20 protein-coding genes are annotated in these 24,393 nt (G+C 66.1%); 7 read left to right on the top strand and 13 right to left on the bottom strand.

Going from position 1 to position 24,393, the window contains the following annotated elements; all coding sequences use genetic code 11:
* Window positions 1–10 precede the first annotated feature (10 nt).
* From HII36_RS09755 to HII36_RS09720, 9 genes are all read right to left on the bottom strand, one after another.
* On the bottom strand, window positions 11–4,969 hold the full coding sequence (locus HII36_RS09755) for an SbcC/MukB-like Walker B domain-containing protein (protein ID WP_173522770.1): 4,959 nt from the start codon (window positions 4,967–4,969) through the stop codon (window positions 11–13).
* A complete protein-coding gene (locus HII36_RS09750; protein WP_173522769.1) occupies window positions 4,966–6,222 on the bottom strand; it encodes a DUF2398 family protein in 1,257 nt (418 codons plus the stop codon). Before HII36_RS09750 ends, HII36_RS09755 begins: the two co-directional genes overlap by 4 nt.
* Window positions 6,219–7,727 carry a DUF2397 family protein gene (locus HII36_RS09745; protein WP_217369338.1) on the bottom strand — a complete coding sequence of 503 codons (1,509 nt, stop codon included), beginning with the start codon at window positions 7,725–7,727 and terminating at the stop codon, window positions 6,219–6,221. Before HII36_RS09745 ends, HII36_RS09750 begins: the two co-directional genes overlap by 4 nt.
* 419 nt (window positions 7,728–8,146) lie before the next feature.
* Window positions 8,147–8,284: a winged helix-turn-helix domain-containing protein gene (locus HII36_RS55570; RefSeq protein WP_217369337.1), complete on the bottom strand. Its 138-nt coding sequence runs from the start codon at window positions 8,282–8,284 to the stop codon at window positions 8,147–8,149.
* A 25-nt stretch (window positions 8,285–8,309) separates the two neighbouring features.
* Complete coding sequence (locus HII36_RS55565) at window positions 8,310–8,504, bottom strand: hypothetical protein (protein WP_217369336.1); 195 nt, start codon at window positions 8,502–8,504, stop codon at window positions 8,310–8,312.
* Window positions 8,505–9,995: 1,491 nt separating this feature from the next.
* Complete coding sequence (locus HII36_RS09735; RefSeq protein WP_173522767.1) at window positions 9,996–11,084, bottom strand: XRE family transcriptional regulator; 1,089 nt, start codon at window positions 11,082–11,084, stop codon at window positions 9,996–9,998.
* 70 nt (window positions 11,085–11,154) lie between these two features.
* On the bottom strand, window positions 11,155–11,424 hold the full coding sequence (locus HII36_RS09730) for a hypothetical protein (protein ID WP_173522766.1): 270 nt from the start codon (window positions 11,422–11,424) through the stop codon (window positions 11,155–11,157).
* Between the two features lie 86 nt (window positions 11,425–11,510).
* Entirely contained in the window at window positions 11,511–12,347 is an 837-nt protein-coding gene (locus tag HII36_RS09725; RefSeq protein ID WP_217369335.1) for a phosphotransferase, read from the bottom strand.
* A gap of 36 nt (window positions 12,348–12,383) precedes the next feature.
* Complete coding sequence (locus HII36_RS09720; RefSeq protein ID WP_173522765.1) at window positions 12,384–13,775, bottom strand: hypothetical protein; 1,392 nt, start codon at window positions 13,773–13,775, stop codon at window positions 12,384–12,386.
* A 148-nt stretch (window positions 13,776–13,923) separates the two neighbouring features.
* On the opposite strand from HII36_RS09720, the gene HII36_RS09715 reads away from it, so the two are divergent.
* The 7 genes from HII36_RS09715 to HII36_RS09685 all read left to right on the top strand — a co-directional run bounded on the left by HII36_RS09715 (window position 13,924) and on the right by HII36_RS09685 (window position 19,904).
* Window positions 13,924–14,388 (top strand): ATP-binding protein, encoded by a 465-nt coding sequence (locus HII36_RS09715; RefSeq protein WP_173522764.1) that lies wholly within the window; start codon window positions 13,924–13,926, stop codon window positions 14,386–14,388.
* Window positions 14,389–14,430: 42 nt separating this feature from the next.
* Window positions 14,431–15,150, top strand: a complete 720-nt coding sequence (locus tag HII36_RS09710; RefSeq protein ID WP_173522763.1) for a nucleotidyltransferase family protein — start codon at window positions 14,431–14,433, stop codon at window positions 15,148–15,150.
* 19 nt (window positions 15,151–15,169) lie between these two features.
* On the top strand, window positions 15,170–15,313 hold the full coding sequence (locus HII36_RS09705) for a hypothetical protein (protein ID WP_173522762.1): 144 nt from the start codon (window positions 15,170–15,172) through the stop codon (window positions 15,311–15,313).
* A gap of 62 nt (window positions 15,314–15,375) precedes the next feature.
* Entirely contained in the window at window positions 15,376–16,344 is a 969-nt protein-coding gene (locus tag HII36_RS09700; protein WP_173522761.1) for a hypothetical protein, read from the top strand.
* Complete coding sequence (locus HII36_RS09695; protein ID WP_173522760.1) at window positions 16,341–17,861, top strand: PEP/pyruvate-binding domain-containing protein; 1,521 nt, start codon at window positions 16,341–16,343, stop codon at window positions 17,859–17,861. Before HII36_RS09700 ends, HII36_RS09695 begins: the two co-directional genes overlap by 4 nt.
* On the top strand, window positions 17,858–19,135 hold the full coding sequence (locus HII36_RS09690) for an RtcB family protein (RefSeq protein WP_173522759.1): 1,278 nt from the start codon (window positions 17,858–17,860) through the stop codon (window positions 19,133–19,135). The genes HII36_RS09695 and HII36_RS09690 overlap by 4 nt, the downstream gene beginning before the upstream one ends.
* Complete coding sequence (locus tag HII36_RS09685; RefSeq protein WP_173522758.1) at window positions 19,110–19,904, top strand: glycosyltransferase; 795 nt, start codon at window positions 19,110–19,112, stop codon at window positions 19,902–19,904. Before HII36_RS09690 ends, HII36_RS09685 begins: the two co-directional genes overlap by 26 nt.
* A 48-nt stretch (window positions 19,905–19,952) precedes the next feature.
* Here HII36_RS09685 and HII36_RS09680 read toward each other — a convergent pair whose 3' ends face one another.
* The 4 genes from HII36_RS09680 to HII36_RS09665 all read right to left on the bottom strand — a co-directional run bounded on the left by HII36_RS09680 (window position 19,953) and on the right by HII36_RS09665 (window position 24,350).
* Window positions 19,953–20,330 (bottom strand): hypothetical protein, encoded by a 378-nt coding sequence (locus HII36_RS09680; RefSeq protein WP_173522757.1) that lies wholly within the window; start codon window positions 20,328–20,330, stop codon window positions 19,953–19,955.
* A gap of 936 nt (window positions 20,331–21,266) precedes the next feature.
* Window positions 21,267–22,433, bottom strand: coding sequence for a hypothetical protein (locus tag HII36_RS09675; RefSeq protein WP_173522756.1), 1,167 nt, complete (start codon window positions 22,431–22,433; stop codon window positions 21,267–21,269).
* A complete protein-coding gene (locus HII36_RS09670; RefSeq protein WP_173522755.1) occupies window positions 22,430–22,909 on the bottom strand; it encodes a DUF4365 domain-containing protein in 480 nt (159 codons plus the stop codon). The genes HII36_RS09675 and HII36_RS09670 overlap by 4 nt, the downstream gene beginning before the upstream one ends.
* A gap of 643 nt (window positions 22,910–23,552) precedes the next feature.
* Complete coding sequence (locus HII36_RS09665) at window positions 23,553–24,350, bottom strand: hypothetical protein (protein ID WP_173522754.1); 798 nt, start codon at window positions 24,348–24,350, stop codon at window positions 23,553–23,555.
* Between the last annotated feature and the right edge of the window lie 43 nt (window positions 24,351–24,393).

Here is a 24,393-nt window from a genome sequence, read left to right as displayed (position 1 = left end):
GATCCGGCGGTCACTGAGCAGGCTCGGGGGTGACGATCCGGGGTTCACCCTCCCCGGACCAGTGCCAGGGAATCGTCACTCGCCGGCGGCCGGCGGCCACGACCTGGTGCACCATGGCCCGACCGGCTTCGCGCTTCATCATCGGCGTGATCGACGGCGTGGTGGCGAGGACGTCGAACTCCCATGAGCGCAGAAGCCCGAGGATCTGCCTCAGATTCGGTTCGTCGAAGGCGGCGTCGATCTCGTCGATGGACAGCAGGCGCGGGCCCTTGAATTCCTCAGCGGAGTACATGGACCAAGCCGCCGCCAGCAACGGCAGCATCGTGGCCAGCCGCCGCTCACCGGTCGACAGCGACTCAAGGGGATTGGAGCGTGCGGTCACCTTTCGGAAGATCTCCGAGCTGCCGTCGCCGAATGAGGAGTGGGTGACAGTGATCTCCCACTCGTGCCAGCTCCGGTAGTCGAAGGTGTGCGCCACCCGGTCGAGCCATGGCTCGCCGACGGTCTCATCCATGCGCTGGCGCAGCACGGAGTACATCTGGTCGAAGGTCTCATCGGATGGCGGGCTCGTGATGAGGTCGACCATGCGCTGGGAGTCCTCGTCGTCCTTCTTGACATCCCAGGCGACCTGGACACCAACGTCGGCGACTCCTGTGCGCACCCTTTTCAGGGTGCCCCGGACCTGCCGGACCAGCTCGTGCGCCGCCTGTTTACGTTCGAGAATATCCCTCCTGAGCTTGGTGAACAGGCTCGTCTTCATCGTTCGTTTGACATCCTCGCGCAGGTCGCCTTCGAGCTGATCGATGCTCGCCCGCAACGCTAGGAGCGCCTGCCCGAGGTCCTCGCCCCGGCTGGCGTCGGGGTCGGCCACCACGGCGCGGCGCCAGTCTGTGCCCTCGATGGTGGCGAGGGTGACCTGGCGGTTGAAACGCGCGAGAGCGGTGCTCGCGGTCCGCACGCTGTTCTCCAGCCCGCTATGCGCCCGATTGCGGTTCGCGATGAGCGTGTTCATCCGCTCGGTACTCGGTGGCTGATCAGAGAGGACGCGGCGTGCCCAGACAAGGCCCGCCGTGAGATGGGCGGGCCGGCCAGCGGAGTCGGAAGGGAGGTCGTCGGGGAGGGATGCCAGACGTTCCTCGGCGAGACGGGCGAACGCGCGGAAGCATGCCTCCCTGTGGATCTCAGAGGACTCGCGCCGGGGTGCGATGCCGTTGAGCGTCGATTGTTCGGCGGCTGCCCGCTCCCCGGCTTCCTGTTTCCGCAGGTCCAACGTCCTGATCTTCTCTTTGAGGCCCGCCAGTCGCCCGGTGAGGGTCTCTTTAACCTCGATGAGATGCAGGTACTCGGCACCGTGCAGAGCTCTGATCTTGTCGACCGTGGCGCGTGCGGTCACCGCTTCTTGACGGGTGTTGGTCGCTGCAGTGGCCAACCGGTCTGCCACCTGCGCCTGGCCGGCGGCGGTGCGCAGATCTCTGCGTGCTCGGTCGAGGAGGTCGGAGCACCGCCTGGCGGCGGCCGCGCAGCCGTCGATGGATCGCACCAGTCGGTTGTTCTCCTCACCATGATGGTCGAGCGCGGCTCCCGAGGTCGGCAGGAGCGAGCCGTCCGGCAGCTTCGCCTCCGTGTTGAGGGCTTTGAGGGATTGCTGAAGATGCTCAGAGCTCTTGCGGTGCCGCTCGATCGCCTCGACGGTGAGCCGCCGCGCTTCGATCAGACGCTCCTCGGCCCGATCCTCAGCGGCCTGCGCATTTTCCGCTTCGGTGACACGGTCGCCAGGAAACCTGGCATGCTCGGCCTCTGCCTCCGCTTGTTCCTCTGCCGCGATCGTCCGGAGCCGTGTGCTCTCGGCGGCGGTCACGGCACTCTCCTCAGCCGCCTGTGCGGTGGCCTCGGCCTGCTCGTCCGTTTGCTGTTCCTGTTCCTCCAGGAGGAAAGTCGCCTGTCGCTCCGCGGCGATCCTGGCCTCCCGGCGCAAAGCGGCGGCGGCCAGGTCGGCACGGCTCTTCTCCAGAACCAGATCGGCGTCGGCCCTGCGGTGCGCGGCCGACCGCTGAGCCGCTGACACGAGGTCGGACAACTCCGCCAGCCGTTGCCGCGCCGCCGCAAGGGCATCCCAGTCCGGGAAGGAATCCGCCTCGGCCTCCGCCTCTGAGATATCCCTCTGCCGTTCGCGAACCTGTGCGCGCGCCTCTCCCAGCCTGCCCTCCAGTGTCGAGAGCCAACTCTCGAGCGCCGCGACGCGCTCACGCCGCGCCCGCTCTCGGGCGGAACGGCCGATGAAGGCGGACCGGTATCCCTCAGGACATGCCGCGGTCAGGACACCGTGGGTCAGAGTTCCTGACTCCGCACGACCGACGGGAATCGCGCGAAGCAATCCGGCGACCAGCGGTGCCGGAAGCGGGCTTCCATCGTCCGGTGTGAGCACGTCGGCCAGCGTCCGCCCATCAATCGGTCCTCCTGGAGTAAGGACCAGCTCACCCGCTACAAGCCTTCCTGAAGGCATGACGAGAGCGTCGAGCAAGCCGGCGACCAGAAGCGCGCCCTCGATCCGGTCCGCCTCCCCTTGGGCGAGGTCCGGTGCGAAGTCGACGAGCGCCCAGAGCGGAACGCCGTCACTCGGGCGTGGACGACGCCAGGTCGGCGCTGGAGGCAGCGGCGGTGTCTGACGGGCTTCGGCGAGCTCAGCTTCCAGGACGTCGATCTCATCGCCGATCCCATTGACTGTCTCCCGGGCCCGCGCCAGCTTTTCATGCAGCGCCCTGTCAGCTCTGGCATGGGCCTGAACGACGCTGAGCTTTGTCGCCGCCGGATCCAGCTGTACGTCGTTCGCAGACGGAAGCTCTGGGATCGGGATGTCGTCTCCGTTCAGCCACCGAAGGGCATTCCGCCATCGCGCCGTCCGTGCGATCCACTCCCCTCCCGCTTGCACTACGGCGGACAGTCCGTCAGCCCGGTTCAGTTCGGCCTCCGCAACCTCTTCCGCTGCCAGACGGAACTCTGCTTCATGTTCCGCGATGGCCTGGGCCTCACGCTCCGCGTCGGCCGCTGCCTCATCGGCGGCTTCGTCCTCCGTCTCGGCCAGCGCCGAGCGAGCCGTTTCCCACCGGCTCGCCGCGTCGGCGTGACGTGTCCGTGCCCGCCCGGCCTCTGCACGAGCTGCGGCTGCGACCGCCTCATCGGCACTGGCTTGCCGCTCTCGTCCTGCGAGATCGATCCGGCCGCGTGCCGTCTCGGCCGCTTCCATCAGCCAGGCACGCAGTTCCCCGAGAGCCAGACGCCCTTCTCCATCATCCGATCGGCCGAACTCGAACCCCGCAACTGGACGTCCAAGATGGCGATTCGCCGCGTCCCATTCCTCAAGAGCCAGCAGGAGCCCTTCTTCGGCTGACAGGCGATCTCCGCCTGCCACGTCGGCGGATTCCCTGGCAGCGTCCTCCGAGTCCTCCGCCCTCCGTCTGTCATCAGCCGCCCCCCGAACGCGGTGCTGAGCCTCTTCGTTCGCGCGCAGCGCCGCACGAACCCGCCCGATCTGCCCCGTACGGGCCTCTGTCCAGGCTTGCGGAGTACTGACGAGCTCGTCCATGTCCGGGGCTTCGACGACGACAGTCCGTTCAGCGTGAGTCAGTTCCCCGAGCACAGCGATCATGCGGTCCAGCGCCGCTTCCGCGCCCAGGACAGTTGCCTCACTGCGGAGACCCTGAACCAGTTGTTCCAGGTGGCTCTGGGCTTCCTGGAGGACGTCGGCCGATTCCTCAGCCTCCCGCGCGGTCACTTCCGCTCTGCCCTGGGCCTCTGCCGCGTTCTCCTCGGCCGTCCGAGCGGTGTCGGCCAGCTCAGCGGCACGCTGTTCGAGTAGCGGAAGCTCTGCGCCGGCATGGTCTCGTAACGCTGAGTCCGCCGCCGCGATCTCGCCCATCAACGCGGCCTCGTTCTCTGCCGCCTGGTCCCGCTCCCTCGCCGCAGCTCTCTTCTCTTCGACGGCAGCGTCTCTCCGCTCGGTCGCGGTACGTGCCTCCCTGGTCAGATCGCCGTGATCGTTGTCCGCTCTGACCAGTTCGGCCGCCTGGAGCTGCGCGACCGCGCCCAGATAGGTCCGGTAACGTCGGTCCGCGTCGTTCAGCAGACCCGCTTCGGTGCGCGCCCGTTCGAGCTGGTTCTCCAGCTCGGCGATGCGCTCCATCGCCTCGGCGATCAACTTGAGCTGGTCGGGATCCAGGGCGGGCAGTGCCTCGGTAAGAACCTCACGCATCCGATTCGGTGAGATCGCCTCGGCTGTGCGGACGCTGCGCAGGCTACGCAGCACCCCGATCAGAGCGTCGAACTGCACCTCATCCAGCGGCGCGAACAGTCGCGTCCTGATAGCCGACTTGAAGTGCCGCTCCTCGCCGACTGAGGCCAGAATCCCGGTCGAGGCCGAGCGTAGTGCGGATGAGGAGACGAACAGTTCTCCGGCGATCTCAGCCAGCTGTTCAGCAAGATCCACGATCCGCACCGGCTCGCGGTCGCGCTGCAGGAGGAGGTCGTGCCCGACCCTGCCCGGAGCGAGAAAGAACGCGCGTTGCAGCTCGCTGCCGGTAGATCTGAGCCAGACACCGGTGGTGAGGAACTCCGTCTCACCCGTGGCGGGATCATGCCGACCGTACTCCAACCACCAGGCTCCGGTCCGATCCTCACGTTCGTTTCTGTCGGTGTGCCGGCTGGTCAGCGTCCCACTTGCTTTGCCGGACACCGAGAGCGCGGTCTGAGACACCTCGGCGTCGAGCAGCACGGTGACGAGCATCGAAGCCGTCAATGATTTACCCGACCCGTTGGGCCCAGCCAGCGCCAGCCAGCCGTCGGCGAAGTAGAAGACCTCTTCGGCCCACGCCCAGGAGTTGACGACGCCAGCTCTGGTCGGCTGCCATCTGCCGTCGGTGTCGGGTTCCCCAAGCCGCAAGTCGTCAGCTCCGCGGAGGGTCGAGATCGTCATGTCGTGGTCTCCGAGGTCTCGACTGGTTTCGAGGGGCGGACGCGGACGCGCCACAGGTGGATTCCCGGCATCGGATGCCATGAGTCCGGCCGTTCGGAGTCCGCGCGCAGCAGCCCGACGGCGACGAGCTCGCTCGCAGCGGCCCTGGCGAGCACGGCGACTCTCGCGGAATATGCCGCCGCCCACCTGGGGACCGACTCACGAGCCTGCGCGAAGATCTGAACGATCTCGTCGAGGGGCAAGATCTCTTCCGGCCGCTCGCGCCTCGGTAGTTCAGCGAGGAGCGCGAGGGCGGCCTGCCGCTCGGTCTTCCTGCCACCGGGGAATCCGATGGCCGTCCCGACTCCGGTCGGATCCGTGACTTCCCACCAGTCCCGTCGAACGGAGACGGCGAACCCAAGCGAGTACAGGACGTTCAGCGCGCGTTCTCTACCGCTCAACGTGTGCAGGTAGGGGGAGCCGCTCGTCGGGTCATCCGATGGATCCGCAGCCGGATCGTCGACGAGTCGGCGCACTAGGCGCAGACGTCGGTTTTCGAGATCCGGAAGCTCCAAGCCGTTCCCTTCCTCACCCGGAAGGGAACCCGCGGAAAGAACGGCAGCGTGGCGGTCGGCGGAGAGATCTCCGAGCCTGAGCAGGACGGGCGAGAGCGAAGAGAACTTCGCGGCCAATCGTTCTCTCGACGAGCTGACCACCAGGTCCGCCTCTTCATCGGAGACGACCCGGTCCAAATCCGCGTCGACGGTGATCGTGCCTTCATCGACGAGAAGCCTCAACGCGTCCGCCAAAGTCTGGCGGTTCTGCCTCGCACGTCGTTTGGCTGGGCCGTCCTGCCCGACAACCTGGAACTCCGGAAGCGTCCCCGCCATGGATTCCGCAGCACACACCTGAGCCACCGCTTGAAGGAGCTCCCGAAGGCTCATCTTGGGGCGCCGCCAGAGCTGCTCGCAGATCAGCGCCTCGCAGACCAGCACCTCCCGCGGAGCCAGCCGCCCCTCGCCCTGAGCTCGAACGAGCACTGGGCCCCGGTCGCCTGGGACGTCCATCCGGCGTTTGTGCAGCCGGACCAGCTGTGCGACCTCGATAACCTCGAGCGTCCAGCCAAGTTCACCGTGGAAGAACGCGGCGAGCTCCCGTCGCCCCTTCACAGCCTGGCGGTATGTCTCTGGATCTATCTCCGCGCGCAAGCGCCCGGTCGCGATCAGCGCACGGGCGGCCTCGCTCAGATCCGGGTCGAGCAGGGCCCCGCTCATGCGATCCGCCAATCTTCATCGGCCGTGGCTGGACGCGCTCCTGCCGGGAACACGCGGACTCTCAGATCTCGGACGGTCAGCCTGCCTTCGTCGAATCCAACCGTTACGGAGACGTGGTCCGCACCGAGCCGCACCTCGACGACCACGTTCGCTCCGTCGGCGTGGGCGGTACCGAGCCCGGTGCCTGGATCGATGCGAGCCAACGCGATCTCGATCGCCCGGAACAGAACCCCGGCGGCCTCAGCATCCAGACCCGCGAAATGATCGAGCCCGACCTCCCCCGGGGTGGTCAGACGGTCAGCAAGACGGCGCCACCGCTCTGCCTCCGCGGCTGCGGCGGCCAGTGCCGAGGCACGGTCCGCGGAGGCGTCCGGGACTTTTCTCGGACGTCCGCTCGCCCGTCCCTGCCTCTCATGCTCGCGCAGCGTCACCTCGATGACGTGGCGGGACTCCCCTGACGCCGCCACCGTCCCGTGAGCGACGTCCTCGGCTCCGCCGACGGTAGCGTGCCATGCGGGCCAGTCTCCGAACGCCGCCGCACGGACGGTACGGGCCTCCGCATCGGTCGGTTGCCGGAACAGGCTCTGCGCGAGCGCATGGAAATCCGCACCGAGATCTGTGCCCCGGCGGCGGGCCGAATACCTCCGGTCGATCGCCACGAGCAACGTATAGACGGCACCGGTGGCGGAGGCGATCAACCGGTGAACCGTCCCGTCCTCGGCGAACCACGCCTCCAGGTCGGACAGACGCCGCACCCGCTCCTCGACCCAGTGCTGCTGGTCCCGGACGTCGATCAACCCCGCGTGCCGGACCGCGGCCTCGGCCACGCGCCGGTGACCCGCCTCTCGGAGATCTCCAAGTGCTGCCTCGACCCGGGCGAGCCCCCTACCGTACTCCCGCGGGAACTGGCGCAGCGCCTCGATGACGCGATCCCGGTTCTCCCCGAAGAACTCATCATCGGTGACATCCGACTGCACCATCCGGGCGAGTGCCGTGTAAAAGTCTGCGGTTACGCGCTGCAACTCATCGATGCGCGTCCGCACGTCGTCAAGATCCATCGGAAGGATCCCGGTGTCGTCGATGAGATGGCCGAGGATGGCCCTGATCGTCATCTCGACGCTGTCGAGCAGCCGGCTGGGCAGTTGCAACGCACGCCGTGCGTCAACGACCGCCGCACGTACCGCGGCGACGATACCCCTTCCCTTGCGCGTGAGCGCCCACGCCTCCTGTCGGACGATCAGACCGCGGTAGTCCCGAACCGGCGCCGCATAGTCACGGAACGGCTCCGCCATACCGCGCTCGGCGAGTCGGTCGAGGACATCGCGCAGATCGTCCTCCGGCAACCGGTCGTGATAACCGACCCCGCGCATCCGTTCGGAGATCTCCTCCAGAGTGGACATAGGCCCTCTCGTAGACAATTCCTCCAACGCCGCGAGCAGCGCCGTATATCGATCCCGAGCGAGGTCGTCAGCAAGGCCGAACACTCCCCAGTCGGCCGGATACACCGATTGCCACCATCGCCGAGGATCATCCATCCGCCCCTCCCCGCGCGACGCTCTAGGTCACGAACACCCCATGCCGCACGATATCGATATCACCCCTCACGCACCTCGTTTTCGTGGTCACCCGATATCTGTAGGTAGTGACAGTTTGGTTGCCTAGCGGACACCTACCGGCGCCTCTCCGCTAGCGAGAGGGGCTCCCCGCGGCGGCCGCGATACAGCCGCATCCGGCAAATCAGCCGGTCCGCTGCCCGGGCTTGAGGCAGATCAGCCCGGCCAGCGAGACGCGACCGGAACGTTTGCCGGTGACGGTGACGACCGGGATGCAGCCCCGGCGGGACCAGGTTCGGGCCTTAGGCGGTTTCAGCAACTGGCCTGCCTCGTCCTCGAAGCAGATCCACGCGTCCTGGTCCCGGGTATTCTTACCGCGCTCGGCCAGGTCTCTTCCCCCACGTGGCGGTGGCCTCCTCGTCCCGCTCCCCAGTGCGCCGCTGCGGCACCTGCGGACTCCAGCCCAGCCAGTGCAGCAGGTAGGAGGTGCCGCGCAGGGTGTAGGACACCGGAACAACTGCTCCATCAGCGACGTTACCGTGCCAGCATCCACCGCTGGTCCTCGGCCCAGCCATGGGCGGCCGCCGGGTCGGCGTCCAGCCCGTACTCCAGGAGCGCCATCTGCTGCTCCGTCAGCCGACATGACGACGCGCTCGGCCCCTTGGCCCACAGCGCCAGCGCGCCGGCCCGCCAGGCTCGATGCCAGGCATGAGAGGACTTCTTCGACACCGTCAACTGCTCGGCAACTAGCGAGGGCGTCACGCGGCAACGAATAAGCTCCCCGGCCTGCATGCGCACCTGCTCGCGCTTGGCGCTAGCTGTACTTGGCCGGTCTCTCGCCGATCAGCCGAGTGTCACCAATCTCATGACCGAGTACAGCTAGCGGCCAGGCTCAGGCCACCACCACCCGGGTACCGCATCCCCCCGGGATAGTCACAGATCAGCACGAAGACAGGCAACCACGCCTAGGAACCTCAACTTTTCGGCTCTGTAGACGCTGCGCGTATTCGTTCGCCACGGCCTGCGAAACCGGCTCGAATGTTCCGGAGGTGGAAGCGTCCAGGGCTTCGCGAACTGTGGTCCTCCACCAGCCCCTCCGCATGTTTCATCCATCCAAGAAGCGTCGTTGCCCTTGTGCTTGGAAGCCTCGATATGCCCGACTCATTGTGGCTTCAGGGACAGCCGCCCAGCAGCCCATTAAGTAAAGGATGCCCATGGCCTAAGCTCGCCAATAGCGCACTCGGCCTGAAACCCTTCTCAGCACCTTGCAATGTCGTCGGCCGACCGACATCAGAGTGTCGACAAAGCCGCACACGCCGCAGGCATCGAACGGTCAAGAGTTCGCAACCGGCATCGGCACACCGCCCAGTGCCATGGCTACTGCTCGGGACGTGCTCTTCGACATGCGATACGCCCCGACACCTGCTGCACTCTTGGACCTCTTAGGCGGAATCCTCAACCAGGCCGGGATCGACCCGGCCCGGCGCCGCAGCGGGCCCACATGAAAGCGGTTCCTGACCTCCCAGGCCGAGCACATCGTCGCCGTCGACTATCTCCATGTGGACACCATCACCTCACACGCTTGTACGCCCTGATCATGCTCGAACACGGTAGCCGCCTCGCCCACCTACCCGGCATCACTGCCAACCCCACAGGCCCCTGGACCGCCCAGGTCGCGCAGGCCGCCCGCAACCTCCTCATCGACACCGCCACCAACATGCCAAGTCGAAGTTCCTGGTCCGCGATCGTGGCGGCCAGCTCACCGATGCTTTCGACGCAGTCTTCACCGACGCCTACCTGCGGGTCATCACGACTCCACCGCAGGCCCCGAAGACGAACGCGCACTGCCTCACCGCGGCATCGACCAACTGGCCTCAGCGCAAGCCGAAACAGGATCGCCAGCGAATCAGGTGGCGAGTTGACACCACCCGAGAAGGCCAGACACTGCATCCTATTTATGAGTCCACAGGCGTCCCGCAGGTTCCGCCGCAGACAGCTTGATCAACTCTCGGCCAGTGGGAAAGCGCACCCCGGCCCGGAATGCCCGCTGCACCTTCCGATTTGGCGTTCTCTTGATCGTCTTATGGATCTGACCGAGCAACCACAGGAGCGACTCAACCCCGCCGGAGCCCCTCGAAAACCGAGAAACCCCAGCTCAGGGCCCCGAGCTGGGGTTTTCGCGTGGTGCGCCGCCAGGGACTCGAACCCCGGACCCGCTGATTAAGAGTCCGCAGGCAGAATCCGAGTGATGGAATCGGCCGAAAAGTGCTCGATCCGCTCAGCCAGCTCACTGGCTTCATGACCGCCGACCGTCGCCAGCACCGCACGGACCTGAGTGATCCTCTTAACGAGCCCCTCGACCCGCTTCTCCATGGGGAGGCCGAAGACAGGAGACAACGCTTCGGCCGCCCCGGAAGTATCCCCGGCGAGCAGATAAGCGATGGAAAGATCGACTGACGCGCTCGCTTCCGCCGCATACCACCGCTGCTGCACTGGAACAGACCGGTACAGCTCAAGCGCACGCCTGCATTCATCGATGGCCTCGGATGACCTGCCCAGCGTCACGTACGCACTGCCGCTGCAGAACGCGTGCCGTGCCTCGTCGAACCCGAACTCGCCGCCGATCTCGTCATGCATCTCATGAGCTCCACCATCGACCTGGCGCGCAGTCTGGAGGGCCTTGTTCACATACGCTGCGTCACCTTGCAAGGCCGCCGCCCGAGCACCGATGGAAAGTAGTCGAATCCTCGGGGTGCCGGTGGGTGCGTCGTCCAGGCCTCGTTCCACGAGCGAGAGCGCCCGGCTGGGGTGGCCGGCCCAGAACTCGATGCAGGCGAGCATCCCGTCGGCCCAGGCTCGCAGTTCGGCGTGCCCGGTCACATCGCCGTAGGCGCGCGCCGCTCGTGCTTGCTCGGAGGCGGCGGCGGGATATCCGAGGTCGAAACTGGCGCTGGCCAGCAGTCCGCAGGCCTGTCCTGCGAGGAGATAGAGATCGCGTCGCTGGTCAGGGCGACTGGTCTGGTCGAGCATCCAGTAGGCCCTGTCACGTACTCGGGTCAGCTCGTCGAACAGCGGCAGCGGCGGCGCATGCACGTATGACCGTGCCAGCCGCACGATGTCCTCGGCGATCTGTTCCATGGCGTACGGCCCGACGCTCGCGGCTTCGGCTCGCGCGGCGTGGTCGCTGGACTCGTTCGCGGCGCTCATGATCAGTTCCCACTCCCGCGTGATGGTCCCTTCGGGTTCCACGCTATGAGACAGGACGGTGACATCGACAGGCGTGTAGTCAGTGCCGAAGCCGAGCTCCACCGGTCCGGTTTCGAACAGGCGGCAGAGCAGGTCCAGGTAGTCAGCTCCGGGCCGGCGGCCGCTCTCCCAATCAAGCCAGGAGCGCTTGGTGAGCCCCCAGTTCCTTGTCCCGGCACATGTCGTGCATCGCGCGGACGGCCTTCTCCGCGCTGCTCCAGCCATACGCGAGGCGGTGGCATTTGAGTGGATGATGCCCGCAGCAAGTCCGGATGTCCGCCGCTATCGCGTGCAGAACCGCCGCGGACGACTCGCTGACCTGGACGAGGCGCCGCAGCCGGATTCGCTCCGCGCACATCGCGTCGTGAATGGCGGCCTTCCGCCGGACCTCGTGTCGGCTCATGTACGGCTCCCGCCGTCCGCATGCGTGTGCGGCTCGTCACACCGCGTTCCCAGTAAACCGGTTCCGGATGCGAATGGCACCCCCCATCACTTGTAAGGTGCCCACAGTCCGCTCGCCTCTTCTCGGAGATCGGCCATCCTCCGCTCAAACTCCGCCGATATGGACGGACTCGAAGCCAGAGCCGGAAGCACGCCTGTCAGCATCGTCAGCTCTCGAGCCTCCCGAAGTACGGGGAAGCCAGGCCATGCGGTGACATCGTGACCGTACGCTCTGAGAAAGGACTCGTAGGACGGTTCGCCGAATCGCATCGCGTTGACGACCGTCGGGACGAGGTCCCACTCTCGCGGGCCGAAACACACCTGATCGAGATCGCTCAGGACGACACCCCGATCGGACCACAGCAGGTTGCCCACCCAGGCATCGCCATGAATCAGCGATGCAGGCAGCTCGTATCGCACCTGGGAGAGCTGACCGTCCAGCCGGTCGCACCACTGGGAGAGGAACTGAGCACTGGCCAGATCGGCGGAGTTACTCAGCCGGCGCCGTGCGTCAGCCACCGGGCTCCATCGGGGCACGGAGAACGGCGGGATCAGCTCGTGCAGCTCGGCCAGCAGGGGTACGAGAAGCGTAGGCTCGGGCTGCCGGTCCGGCTGGGGAATGAACTGCCAGAACGTAGCCAGACATCCGCCTGCCACGACGGGTCGTTCCACTCCTGCTAGGAGCCGGACGGCGGGAAAGCCGATGTTCTCCAGCCATCGTGCCATGCGCACGGTGGTCTGCGCCCTGTCGAGGAGCGCTTGAGAGACCGGCGCGAGTCGCACCACGGCGGCTTCGCGTGGGAGCAGGAAGACCGCGTTGGCGCACTGGCGCAAGAGCCGCGCGTCGCGTCCGTCGACTCCCGCCTCATGGCACAGCTCGTCCACCGCTCGATGCAGGTCCACTGCTATCGCTATTCCCACTTACGGCTCCAGCACCGGAAGAGAGGAGCGGAAGTCTTCGATCCGTTCGGCGAGTTCTCCAGCCCGCCGTGACCCCTTGAACCGGGGTTGGGCCAGCAACTGGAGGCGAATCTGGGAGAGGCGGCGGGTGAGCCCGTCGATCCGGCGGTTCGTCGACATCGTCAGCACACCGCTGATCGCGGTGGCCGCGTCGTCGATCTCTCCGGCCATGAGATAGCCCGTCGCGAGGTTGACGTGTGCCAGCGCCTCGTTGCCATAGGCCCGTGAGGTCGCCGAGCCCGACTTATACAGGTCGATGGCGAGCCGCGCCTGTTCGATGGCGCGGGCGTGGTCACCCAGATGGACATAAGTGGCGGCGGCCAGGTAGGAGAACTTGGCCGCGGGGAAGCCGAACTCGCCGCCGATGTCGTCGTGCATCTCATCCTGCGGGGTGCCCGCGGCCAGGGCGTCCCTGGCCCGCTGGATCGCGAGACCGGTTCCTCGCGGGTCATCGAGCACAGCTCGGGTGAGCGCTTCGATACTGGCCAGCCGGGACAAGGCTGTCGGTCCCGGCGCGTACCGCTGTCCGTCCCGAGCCAGATCAGCAGCCACCTCATGTGCACCGGCCCAGTAGGCGATCATCGCCTGCAGTCCCCGTACCCACGCCCGAAGGCCATGATGGTCGATGATCGACGCGTACGTCCACGCGGATCTGGCCTGAGTCACAGCGGCGGGCGGGTTGCCCAGGTCGAGACTCGCGTTGGACAGCAACCCGCACAACTGCCCGAGAGACAGGAGCAGCGCGGTCGCCTGCTCAGGATGGTGGCGACCGGCGAGCGCGTCGTGAACCTGATCCCGAAGCGTCACCATACGGCGGAAGAGGGGAAGAGGCTCCTCGTAGACGTACTCGACCGCCAGCCGCCGTATCTGCGCGTCGATGTGATCGACCGTCATCGGTGTCACGTCGCTGAGCTGCGCGGCGGCAGCGTGCGCGAAGGACGACCTGGCGGCCTCTGCCACCACGTCGTCGACGTGCCCTGGACGCGGCGGCGACGCGGGTGCCTCGTAGGAGACGGCGAAGCCGAGTTGCACGGGCCCGGTCAGGAACAACCGGCAGAGCAGATCCTGGTAGGCAGGGCTCGGTGGATGGTCTGCCTCCCATTCCAACCAGGACCGGACGGTAAGTCCCCGTGCGGGCAACTCGTCCTTCACGCACATCTGGTGGAACGCCTCGACCGCGCTCTCGACGGTCCAGCCCCGAGCCAGTCGGTGCGCCTTCAGCCGGTTGTGGCCACAGCAACGGGTGATCTCCTCGGCGACCGTCTGCGCAGGCAGGTGCCGTCGTCTTCGGTGAAGCTCGCGGGCGCAGGTGGCGTCATGTCTCGCCATGGCTCGACCGTACGGAGTCAACACGCCCGAGGGGTTCAGACGGCGGTGTGAGTCTGCCGCACCCGTCGTGCGGATTCGCCGCACCAGAGCGCGACCGGCTCTCGCTACAGCGCGTGACCGATTGCAGCGATCGTGAGGTCATGCCAGTTCACACCGGAGGAAGCGAGGCGCGATGATCGCTCTGCTCACCGGGCGGGGAGTCGATCACCCGCCGTCGCAAGACGCCATGCCGGACGCCTGGCGGCTGAGGACGGATGATCAGGCGCCCAAACAGGCGCGGAAGTTCCTCCGCGAGAAGCTGCGCACACTCAGGCTCCCGTCCGAGCTGGTCGAGGACGCGATGCTGATGGTGAGCGAACTGGTGACCAATGCCGTGCGCTACGGCGAACCGCCACTCGAACTGGCGGTAAGTGTGGAAGGCGACCAGGTCATCTGCCAGGTGCTGGATGTCAGCCCGGACACTCCGTCACCACAGAGGGAAACCGCGCTGGTCGAGCACGGTCGCGGGCTGAACATCGTGAAGGCCCTGAGCCAGGGTAGGTATGGCTGGCACGCAGCCCCATTCGTCACTGCGCCAGACCTTTGGGGTAAAGCGACCTGGTTCGGCCTCCCGCTGAACGACAGGTGTGGCCGGTGAGAGCGGCCAACGCGCTCCAAGACCGGCAGCTATGGTCCGTCCATGGCAATCACCAGCGGAAACACCCAGGTACGGCAGGCCGTCATCCTGGCGGGCGGGCAGGCCACGAGGTTGAGGCCGTACACGGACGATCGGCCCAAGGCCATGGTGCCGGTGGCGGGCAAGCCGATCCTGAACTGGCAACTGGAATGGCTGGCCGATCAGGGCGCCGAGAACGTGGTCGTCTCGTGCGGCTACCGGGCCGACGTTCTGGACGCCCATCTCGCCGGCCACACCTACCCCCTGAGAATCGAGGTGGCGGTCGAGTCCGAACCGCTCGGCCGCGGCGGGGCGCTCCGTTTTGCCGCGGACCGCCTGCCCCATCCCGATGAGCCGTGGCTGGCGCTCAACGGTGACGTCCTGACCAGGTTTCCCCTCCGGCAGATGCTGGATCGGCACGTCACCGCCGAGGCCATGGCCACGATCGCCCTTGCCCAGTACCGCACATCCTGGGGCATCGCGACACTCGACGACTCCGACAGGATCGTCGGGTTCGTGCAGTCGCCGCGGCTCCCGTACTGGATCAACGGCGGTATCTACGTCCTCCAGCCCGAAGTGATACCGCTGCTGCCGGTCAAGGGTGATCACGAGGACACCACGTTCCCGCAGCTGGCTGTGGACAAGAAGCTCGCCGCTTACAAGATCGACGCCTATTGGCGGGGCGTGGACACCGTCAAGGACGTCAACGAGGCATCCGTGGAGGTCACCGAGCTCAACTGGTGACCTCCCGAAAGGAGATCACATGTCGGAAGAGACACTCGCCGATTCCAAGCTCGCCCAGCTCGTCGCCAAGCTGGCGGGCCAGACCAAGACCCGGCCCGACAGCACGCCGACCATCCCGGCCACCGCGCCCCAGCCGACGACCATCGCCGCCTCGGCCGGCTGACCCGCTTCCCGGAGGTGGCCGCCCTCACCCGGCCACCTCCGGTACCGGATGGGAGGAAACCAATGGAAATCCGCTGGCGTGACCTGGTCATCTGCGACTACGAGGTCGCCCTCGCCGATGGCGTGTCAGGCCGCGGCGCGGTGGTCGAATACGACCTGTATGGGCGAGGACTGCATATCGCACCGCGCGTGCTGCTGGACGATCCCGCGCCTCTGGGCCGCATCCGTCGGCCAGGTATCGTCGACGTCCCCGCCACCGAATATGACGCGTTCTGCGCCGCGGTACAGCACCGGCTGCTGGACCTTCCTGGCGCTCTGGCCGTCAGAAGCGCATTCGAGACGGCGAGATCGAAATTCTGGAGCCGGATCTCGAAGCTGGAGTCTCGCCTGAACCGTAGAGGAGCGGCGGCACAGCTGGCGATGCTGACTGTAGCGCTCGACGACCTGATGGCGCTGCACACGCTGAACTGGCTACTGCCACGCGAAGCGGCCGAGGCGCATCTGACTCAGGTCTTCGCTGATGAACATGCTGCTCGTACCTGCCTTCTGGCTCTCATGGTGCCATCAGAACCCGCTCACGTGGTCGACGTGTACGCCTGGCTCCTGCGAACCGCGAGCACCGGTGACACATCTGCCTTCGCCGATCAGAAGGGGTTCCTCCAAGCTCAAGGGCTGACCGCGTCGCCTTGGGAAGATCCCGCTGTCGTCGCCCGCACGATCGAGCAGTTCTCCAATGCTGAAACCCAACAGGCGCTGACGAAGCTGCGCCACCTGCACGAACGCGCCAGCCAGCGGCGATCCGACTTCTACGCGGCAGCTCTGCTGGCCAGCAGCTCGGACGGCGCCGCCTACCAGCGGACCCAGGCTCTGGCGGTGATCTGCCGCCTCGCGGCTGACGAGGAGGAGTTCCGCAAGGTCGCCCAGCAGCAGACCCTGCGTACTCTGCGCAAGCTCGCCGAGCAGCACGGCCGGGACCCCTACGAACTGACCCTCGCCGACTTCCTCGAACTCGCTCAGGAGATGCCCGCATGATCCCTCTGGCACAGGCCGCGGATCCCGCCCAGCACGGCGGCAAGGCCGTGAATCTGGCCAGGCTCATGAGTGCCGGCGTGCCCGTTCCGGACGGGATCGTGGTTCCGGCGCAACGCGTCGCTCGGCTGGCCCGAGGCGAGGATCACGGCCTCGCTGATCAGATCGCGTTGTGGGCGGCGTCTCAGGGTCGGAGCGGGCTCGTCGTTCGTTCGTCCACACCTGGGGAGGACGGTGCGGAGGCGAGTTTTGCAGGGCTGTTCACCTCGTGCTTCGTCTCCGCCACACCGGACGACATCACTCGTGCGGTGGCCGACGTGCACGGCTCCGTCTTCAGTGATCTCGTGACCGCGTATGCACGAGCACGCGATGTTCCCGCTCCGGACGGGACGGCGGTGCTGATCCAGCCTGCCCTCCGCGCGGCCGCCTCAGGAGTGCTGTTCACCAAGTGGGGAACGGGATGGCGGATCGAGGCGACGCTTGGGCTGGCGGCCTTGCTGCTGGGCGGTGAAGTAGCACCGGATGTCTACGGGGAAGCCGACGGCCGGCGTAACGACCAGCCCAGCGTCAAGCATGTGGCCGTGATCCCTACCAGACGGCACGAGCGCGATCTGCCGCCTGGCGAATGGCTCGAATGGCCGCACAACGCACGCTCCAAGCTGGTCTTCAGTGACGGAAACCTGGCGTACGTCCGGCCGTCCACCGAGCTCGGCCGGCGGCCGGCCCTCGACCACGCCGCGGTGCACGGCGTACGCAGCCTTGGCTGGTGGGCGCAGGCCGTGATGGGCAGCGATGCTCTCGACATCGAGTGGGTCCAGGACACCGACGGCGTTCTGTGGCTGGTGCAGGCGCGTCCCGCCACCTCCACCGGATTCAACAGGCGAAAGGGCGCCGATAAGAGCGGCGACGAACTCGTCGGCGAAGCTGCTTCGAGCGGCTTGGCCACCGGCCCGGCGGCTGTCATCACTCCGGCCTCCGACTCGCCACGGATGCCGGACAACGGTGTGCTGGTGTGCGGTTCCGCCCGCCCGGAACTCGTGCCCGCCCTCGTCGAGGCCGCCGGCATCGTGTCCACTGACGCGGGCGTCCTGTGTCACACCGCCATCGTGGCTCGCGAACTCGGCAAGCCCTGCGTCACGGGCGTCCTGGCCGCCCCAGACATCATCAGGGACGGAGAGCGCATCACCGTCGACGGCGACCGCGGGGTCGTGCGCCTGAACGATGTGCCCCTCCGTGCCTCCGAGCCTCAGCCTCTTCCCCTTGGCCTGCGAGTGGTCGCCGGACCCAGACAAGGGCCGGTCGTCCTCGCGGTCGACCACGAAACCGCAGCCTTCGTCGATCGACCGCCGGACGTGGCAGGACTGCTGTTTCCCGAAGGAACCGATGTACAGGAACCTTCGGTCGAACTACCCTGCGGTGCTCGCCTTCGCTGGCTGATCGACGATGCCGAGACGCACGGACAGCTCTGGGCCGGCGCCCCAGACGGTCACCGCACCGTCCTTCCTTTGGAGCTCCCATGAACGCACCGGTACGCGTTCACATGAACGCCTGCCTCACCCAGCGCTTCCAAGCCTCGCCGCTGCGCCCCGTCATCGACAGGGTCTCGGCGCTGCCGACGGTCGAATCGGTCGAGGTCTTCGCCGACGTGGCGCCCAAGACACTCGGCATCCCCTCCGGAGTCGTTCTCACCGTCTCCGGAGACGACCCCATGGTCTACCCCACGGCAGTCACCGACATCGCCTGCGGCTTCGCCGTGATCGCCACAGGCATCGACCCCGCACGATGGACCCGCGCACAAGCACGCCGAGCGTTCGCCGACCTGATCTCAGCCGTCGCCGTCACTTCGCGCTCTCGCAAGCCACCGCCGGTCGACATGGAAGCCATCCTGACTTCGGGCTTGAACGCCCTTCCCTCTCCCACCCGCTACGCTCCGGGCCCAGGCGCCGAACAACCAGGCCATCTCATCGGCGACCCGGCGATGTTCGACGCCACCAAGCGGCAAACCCTCGCCGAACACGCCGGGTCCGTCGCCGGTCACTTCATCGCCCTCTACACCGCCGAGCCCCTGCCCGGCGCGCACACCGACCTCATCCCCGGGGAGCTGGTGCTCGTGGTCCACACCGGTGCCCCAGCCATTCGGGCCTGGGCCTACGACCAGTTGTTCGGCCTTATCGCCGAACACTGCCTCGCACTCGGCCTGGTCGAACCGCGCCTCATCGGCGAGCATCATCTCTTCGGCCTGCCTCTGAGCCACGCCCTGTCGCAGGCGTTCCTCCTTATGGCGGCCACCGCCACGCTCTACAGCTCCGCCACCCGCCATCTCGCGGCCGAAATCATTTTGGACGTGCTCACTCGGCACCGGCCGGCCCGCCTCGCCGAACCGCGTCTCATCCGCCACAACGCACACGGCTGGTACGAACATCAGCCGGGACGCCTCCGATCCGGCCGCGGCGCCCAAACTCTCACCGGCCGACCGACCTTGGTGGTCGGCGGCGGCAGGACACACTCCTATCTGTTCCGCCCCGGCCCCCGGCATTGCGGTCTACTGAGCCACGGGGTCCCCATGTGGGCTCACGCGCACGCCTCCGTCGAGCTGCCGCAACTGCCGGATCCGCAGCAGCTCCAGGCCAACACCGCTCTGGATCCAGGCACCTGGCGCGATGCCGTGACGAACCTCGAACTCGTCCGTTCCTCGCTCGAAACGACCGGCCACGCAGCCCCTGTCGTCCGGCTCCTGCCTTGGGCCAACTACAAGGAGACCCACGTCGATGCCGTCACCCGTCTACGTGCCTGAACTGTCCGTCGTCATCCCCGCGCGCGGCCACCACTTGGGCATGAACGCCACGCTCGACCTCGTCCGGGCAGCTTGGCCCGACATCGAGATCCTCGTCGTGACCGACACCGTCGTTCGCGGTCCGACCGCCGCCGACGTCCGCAGGTACGCCCTGGCGGTCGATTCACGGGTGAGGCTGCTCGACCTTCCCTGCGACAAGGCCACGGCCGTACGACACGGCTTGGCCCAGGCCACCGGCAAGGTCCTCGCCTACCTCGACGCCGATCATGGTTGGGAAGCCTCGCCTGACGATCTCCGCGCCATGACCAGGCGCATCATCGCCGGAGAAGCCGACTGCCTCGTCGCCGAACGCGCGCAGCAGGGCTGGAGTCGTACCAGGAAGCTCAAGACGAACGGATTCATCGCCCTGACCCGTGTGCTGTTCCCCCGGCTGCCGGTCCGCGACACGCAGACCCCGCTCAAGGTCATGAACCGCCGAGCAGCGGATCTGCTCCTCGCCCGCGCCTCCTGGCGATCCTGGGCCTTCGACGTCGAACTGCTGCACCTGCTTCAACGGTTCGGACACCGGGTCGCGGCCCACCCCGTGCAGTGGGCAGGTCAAGGCGGTGAGTTGCCGTGGGCATCGGCGGTGCTGATCGCTCTCATGGCACCCGGCATGATCAGGGGATTGATGGCCACTAGGCTACGCAACTCGGTGATGAGGTCAAGGGCGCGCCACCACATGACCTTTCCAGGTGTAAATGGCAGCGGAGGAGACTCATCGGCGTAAGCGTGCGGTCGTACCCGGCCGCCTTCGTGGGTGACCGGGTACTTCGATTCACCTGCCGGCGGGGTACTTCGCGGGGTTGCGCCCATCCCAGACGACTCGGCGGTCAGGCTCCAGGTGGCCCCAGTAGAGCCTGAACATCTTGACGTCCCCCAGCGCTGAGCTGTCGGTCCTGCAGCCACCCTGAGGCGCCCTGACCTCCCAGTACCTGGGATCCGCGAAGTTGTCGTTCATCCAGTGGATCTTGTAGACGAGGTTGTCGTCTCGGCCGTCGCACACCTTGACCCACGATCGGTCAGCCGCTACCTGGGCGTAGCCGTCGGAGTGGCTGTCGTAGAAGTTGTTGGCCCGTGCCGCCGCCGGGAGGGCCGTCGTGAGCACCAGACCGGCGGCCAGTGCTGCGAGTGATCTGCTACCCCATCGCGCCATTCGATCTCCGTCTCTATGCGAAGCCAGGATGATAACTTTAAGTAGCTGATCGAACACGTCAAGCTAATAGAAGCAACAGGTCCCGTCGCCACTGACTTCTCCGCAAGGAGATTCGGGGCATATCGCATCAACCCTGACAAGCCGAAAGGTCGTCGATGAATCATCCTTGGCTCATCTCTGTGCAGGCACAGCTTCACACCCGCCTCCAACGGGCTCGCACATCCCCGAGCCGCGGGGCATCCGCCGTCGAATGGGTCATCATCACGGCGATCGTGGCCGGAGTCGCGCTCGGACTCGCCCTCCTGATCAAGAATCTCGTAGAAGAGTGGGCGCACCGCATCGAGGAGATAGGGCCGAAATAGCCGGCTTGATCGCACCCCAATAGAGCATCCCCAGGCGGGCGACGCGCCGGAGGGCGAATCTCGGCGCGTCCTACAGGCGAGCGAGGGCGTCACGGACGGTGATGCGGGATATGCGAGTAGCGGCGACCTCGGTGGCCAGCACCGCACCCAGGGCCGACCTCCCGCTCTAGCTCGCCGCGGTCAACTCTCGCGAACAAAACCAGCAGCGGTGCCGTGGTGAAGAGCTCACTCTGCCCGGTGCCGAGCATGTCGGTGAAACCGAGTGCCGGCAGCACCGCCACCAAGCAGCCGACCCGTGACAGCAGTATGCCGTCAACGACGAGATGCAATGCGAGGGCACATGCCAGCACCGATGGCGGGCCGTACGCCGAACTCTCCGATTCGGCACCCCATGCGGGCATGAGTCCAGCACAGGTCCTGGCGGCGGCCTTATGGCGCGTACGTGAATGGTTCGGTCTCGAATGCTTGAGGAGGGCGCTCCTGCCGACGCCGTGGTCTAAGACGCGGACCCGCGCGAGGATCTCTCGGTCATGCGGTCATCCCTTCGTGCGATTATGGACGGCAGGGTGATCCACTAAGCCGATCGGCTGTCACTGCTCATCTCCAGGGGAAGGTAATCGTCAACGCGGAAGAGATGCACCCGGGGCATCGACAGCGTCCCGGCGCCGCTCTTCATCATGTGCCCGGTGACGATGACCCGGAGTTTGAGATCATGGGCTTCCACCGCGGTGTGATAGGCGTCTCCCCGCAGAACTATCTTGACCGGGCGAACCCGGCTACCCACGAGCGCCTTGACTTTGACGACACCCTCTTCGTCGTCCGGATCTCGGTCGAGGGAGCTGACGAACCCGTAGATGACGGTGTCCTCGACCCTGACGTGGTCCCTTAGGAGGTGACCGATCTCTCGAATGGCCCCTGCGGCTACTGCCGGGAACTCGACCGTGTCACCACCGGCCCGGGGCGGAGCAGCCGTCAGCGCCCATTGGAAGGTGATGTCCAAGTTGCTGCCGTTGGGGGCGGACACCATCGTGGCCAGGGCGGCGCACGCGTCGGCTGACAGCCCGGCGACGACCGCGCGGTTCAAGTCTTCCTTCGGCGGTATCCGCTCCCTGACGATGGCCAACTCATAGATCTCACGAAGAACGTCGGCCATGATGCCGGTGACTCGGCGCGGGAAGTAGTTGAGTTCGGACTGAGCATCGATCAGCGGTTCCTGGTCACCCTCAATGATTACGGGCTTCATGACGCCGATCGGACTGACGATGGGGATGACGAAGCTGCCTTCCCTGGTGTGTCCCATGCCTACGAAGTCGGCGTATTCGCGGGCGCGCCGTGGTTGCGACCGCCCGTGATAGGAGCGGCGCTGGATGGCCGAACAGGCGTTGGCAACGGCGAAGGCCCGCGCGCCTTCCATGAGCTTCGCCACCTCGGAAAGCGGGATGCGGGAGCGATCGTCATCGAACTCCAGATCTATGACATCATCTTCGATGTAGCGGAGTTCGGTCGCGATTTCCTCAGTCCTGGAACCTCGCTCGCCCGCGATGTCCTCGATAAAATTCCAGATTCTCCGCGGATAATCCGTAGCCTGGCGATTCAGGGGAATCAAGACTTCCCAAGCGTCTCTGGTCCATAACTCCATACGTGGCAGCGCTTTACCTTGGCAATGCCACGAGTTCGCCCTGAGATAGGCTCGCAAGCCTGCAGGAGTCACTTCGGAAGCGAGCGCATCGATGTTGATCATAACCCGCCCCTTGCCTGGCGCATGAGCTGGTCAAGTGACGCGACCGTCAACCGATTCGCCCTCGCCACCTTGACAGACCTGGTCGCCTTGTTGCTGGTAGGTGGGAGCGCCGACATGCTGGCGTAGTAGCCGCAGCGCCGCAGGTGCAACCCATCGGTGCTGCAACTCACCCAATCCGTCTTAAGTGATGGCACTTCCACGACGAACAGGTAGGCCGGGACATTTCTTCCAGGATCGCTCAGCAGATTATAAGTCCGCGTATCGAGCGGGTAGGCGATATGATCCGATTTCGCCTCAGACTCATTCGTGCACTTCATCTGCACATCCACCCGCAGGGCCCGATCACGAAGCTCGAGATCGACCCCGAAATGGTCTACATGGACAATGGTCACAGCGTACCCCGCAGCATATGCCAGAGCTTCCACATAAGCGAGACTGAACCGTTCCTTGCATGCAGAAATGTCCAAGTTGCCCACGCTGGAACGCTACCGTTGACGGACTGGAATGTCATTCTACGCAACGGGATCGTGATCTCGGTCGTATATCAGTGGAGCGCTAAGCACCCCATCCGGATGACCCAAATCCACCCGACGGGCAGGTCGTGCGGAGCCTCCCCTGATCCTTGCGCGGCGCCGACGGCAGCATGGGCAAAGATGCAGCTCAATCCAACGCTCAAAACCTGTGCGCTCCGGTTTGGCGGACACCAACGTCGCGTGTCGGGCTGGACTGATCACGCCTCCGACTGTCTCGCATGGGGCCCAGCGGTCTCCTCCGTGATCGCTTCCGTCCAGGGATCCTTGTAGTATCACGTGTCGTAAGACGGCGATCGGCCAGCCACCCGGCAAATTCCTCGCTGGCCACGACGGCGTCCACGAGATCTCGCTCGCTCCACCAAGGTTCACTCGCCACCCATTCGAGAGCCTCGCTCATCTCGTCCAGAGGTGCGTGCGAAGCGAAGCGGGCGGAGTCCGGATCACGCATACGATTCAGTGCTTTCCCACACCCTCGTCAAAGACGAGAAACGCCCATTCCACCTTCAGCGCGGCCGACCTTGAAGGCGGCGGGCGCAGTGCTTGGCCCGATCGAGTGCGAAGTAGATGGTCTCCACCCAGTCTCGCGCTAGCTCAGCTTCCTGATGATGGCCTGCAAGTTCTTCGCGCCGCGAGCCGATCGGCCTTTCCCGATCACGTATCCAGCAATGAACTCTGGATTGCGCCACTCTCTTGAGAGGTCCGCGAGGACGCGCTGAGCCTGCTGCTTGCCGAACTGGTCGCCCCAGCCGTTGTTGCCGTAGGACACGAGCCTCTCCAGCGCCTCCACGAGGACACTGTTGAGCGGCGCGGCAGTTCCGACGGCAGGCAACGTCAGATCCTCGGCACCCACCGCAACTGCCCAGCCAGCCATCGGTTGTGCGAATCCTTCAACAACGCACAGCGACGAACCGCGGGCTACTCGGACGGCCATCTCCAGCGCTTCCAGGGTCGGCACGTAGGCGAGAACCGCACCCCGGCCACGGGTCAGGTCACGCGACCGCGGGGTTGCGACACCGTACTGCCTCCCCAGTTGGCCAAGGCGGCCGACGTCTGTCACGGAGTTCTTGCCGTTCGCAATGACCAACGGCGGAGCGCCTCGGCCATGAGCTTCGCTGAGCACCCAGTCGACGGCTATGTCAGCAGCCTCTTCCCAATCACGGCCTTCCCCATCGGGAACCCATGCAGCTCGGTACATGTACACATCCGCCCTCTCATCTGGGATAACCCAATGTCCCAGACGGAAGTCGCTACGCGCGTGCGTAACCGGGTCAGCGTCTGCAGTCGGTGTCACGATGCTCGGCCCTTCATAGCCAACAACAACCAAAATCGCCTCGCTGCCGACCGCCGAGGCGGCAACTCTGGCACCGCCTTCTGGCCACGTCACGACGTAGTCGCTGCTCGGGTCGCCTCACGCGGTTGCGGACGCC

It is taken from the genome of Nonomuraea antri (assembly GCF_013283785.1).
Classification (GTDB): Bacteria; Actinomycetota; Actinomycetes; order Streptosporangiales; family Streptosporangiaceae; genus Nonomuraea; species Nonomuraea antri.
The sequence above is the reverse complement of the archived record's forward strand: the minus strand, read 5'-3'. Positions and strand labels throughout refer to the sequence as shown.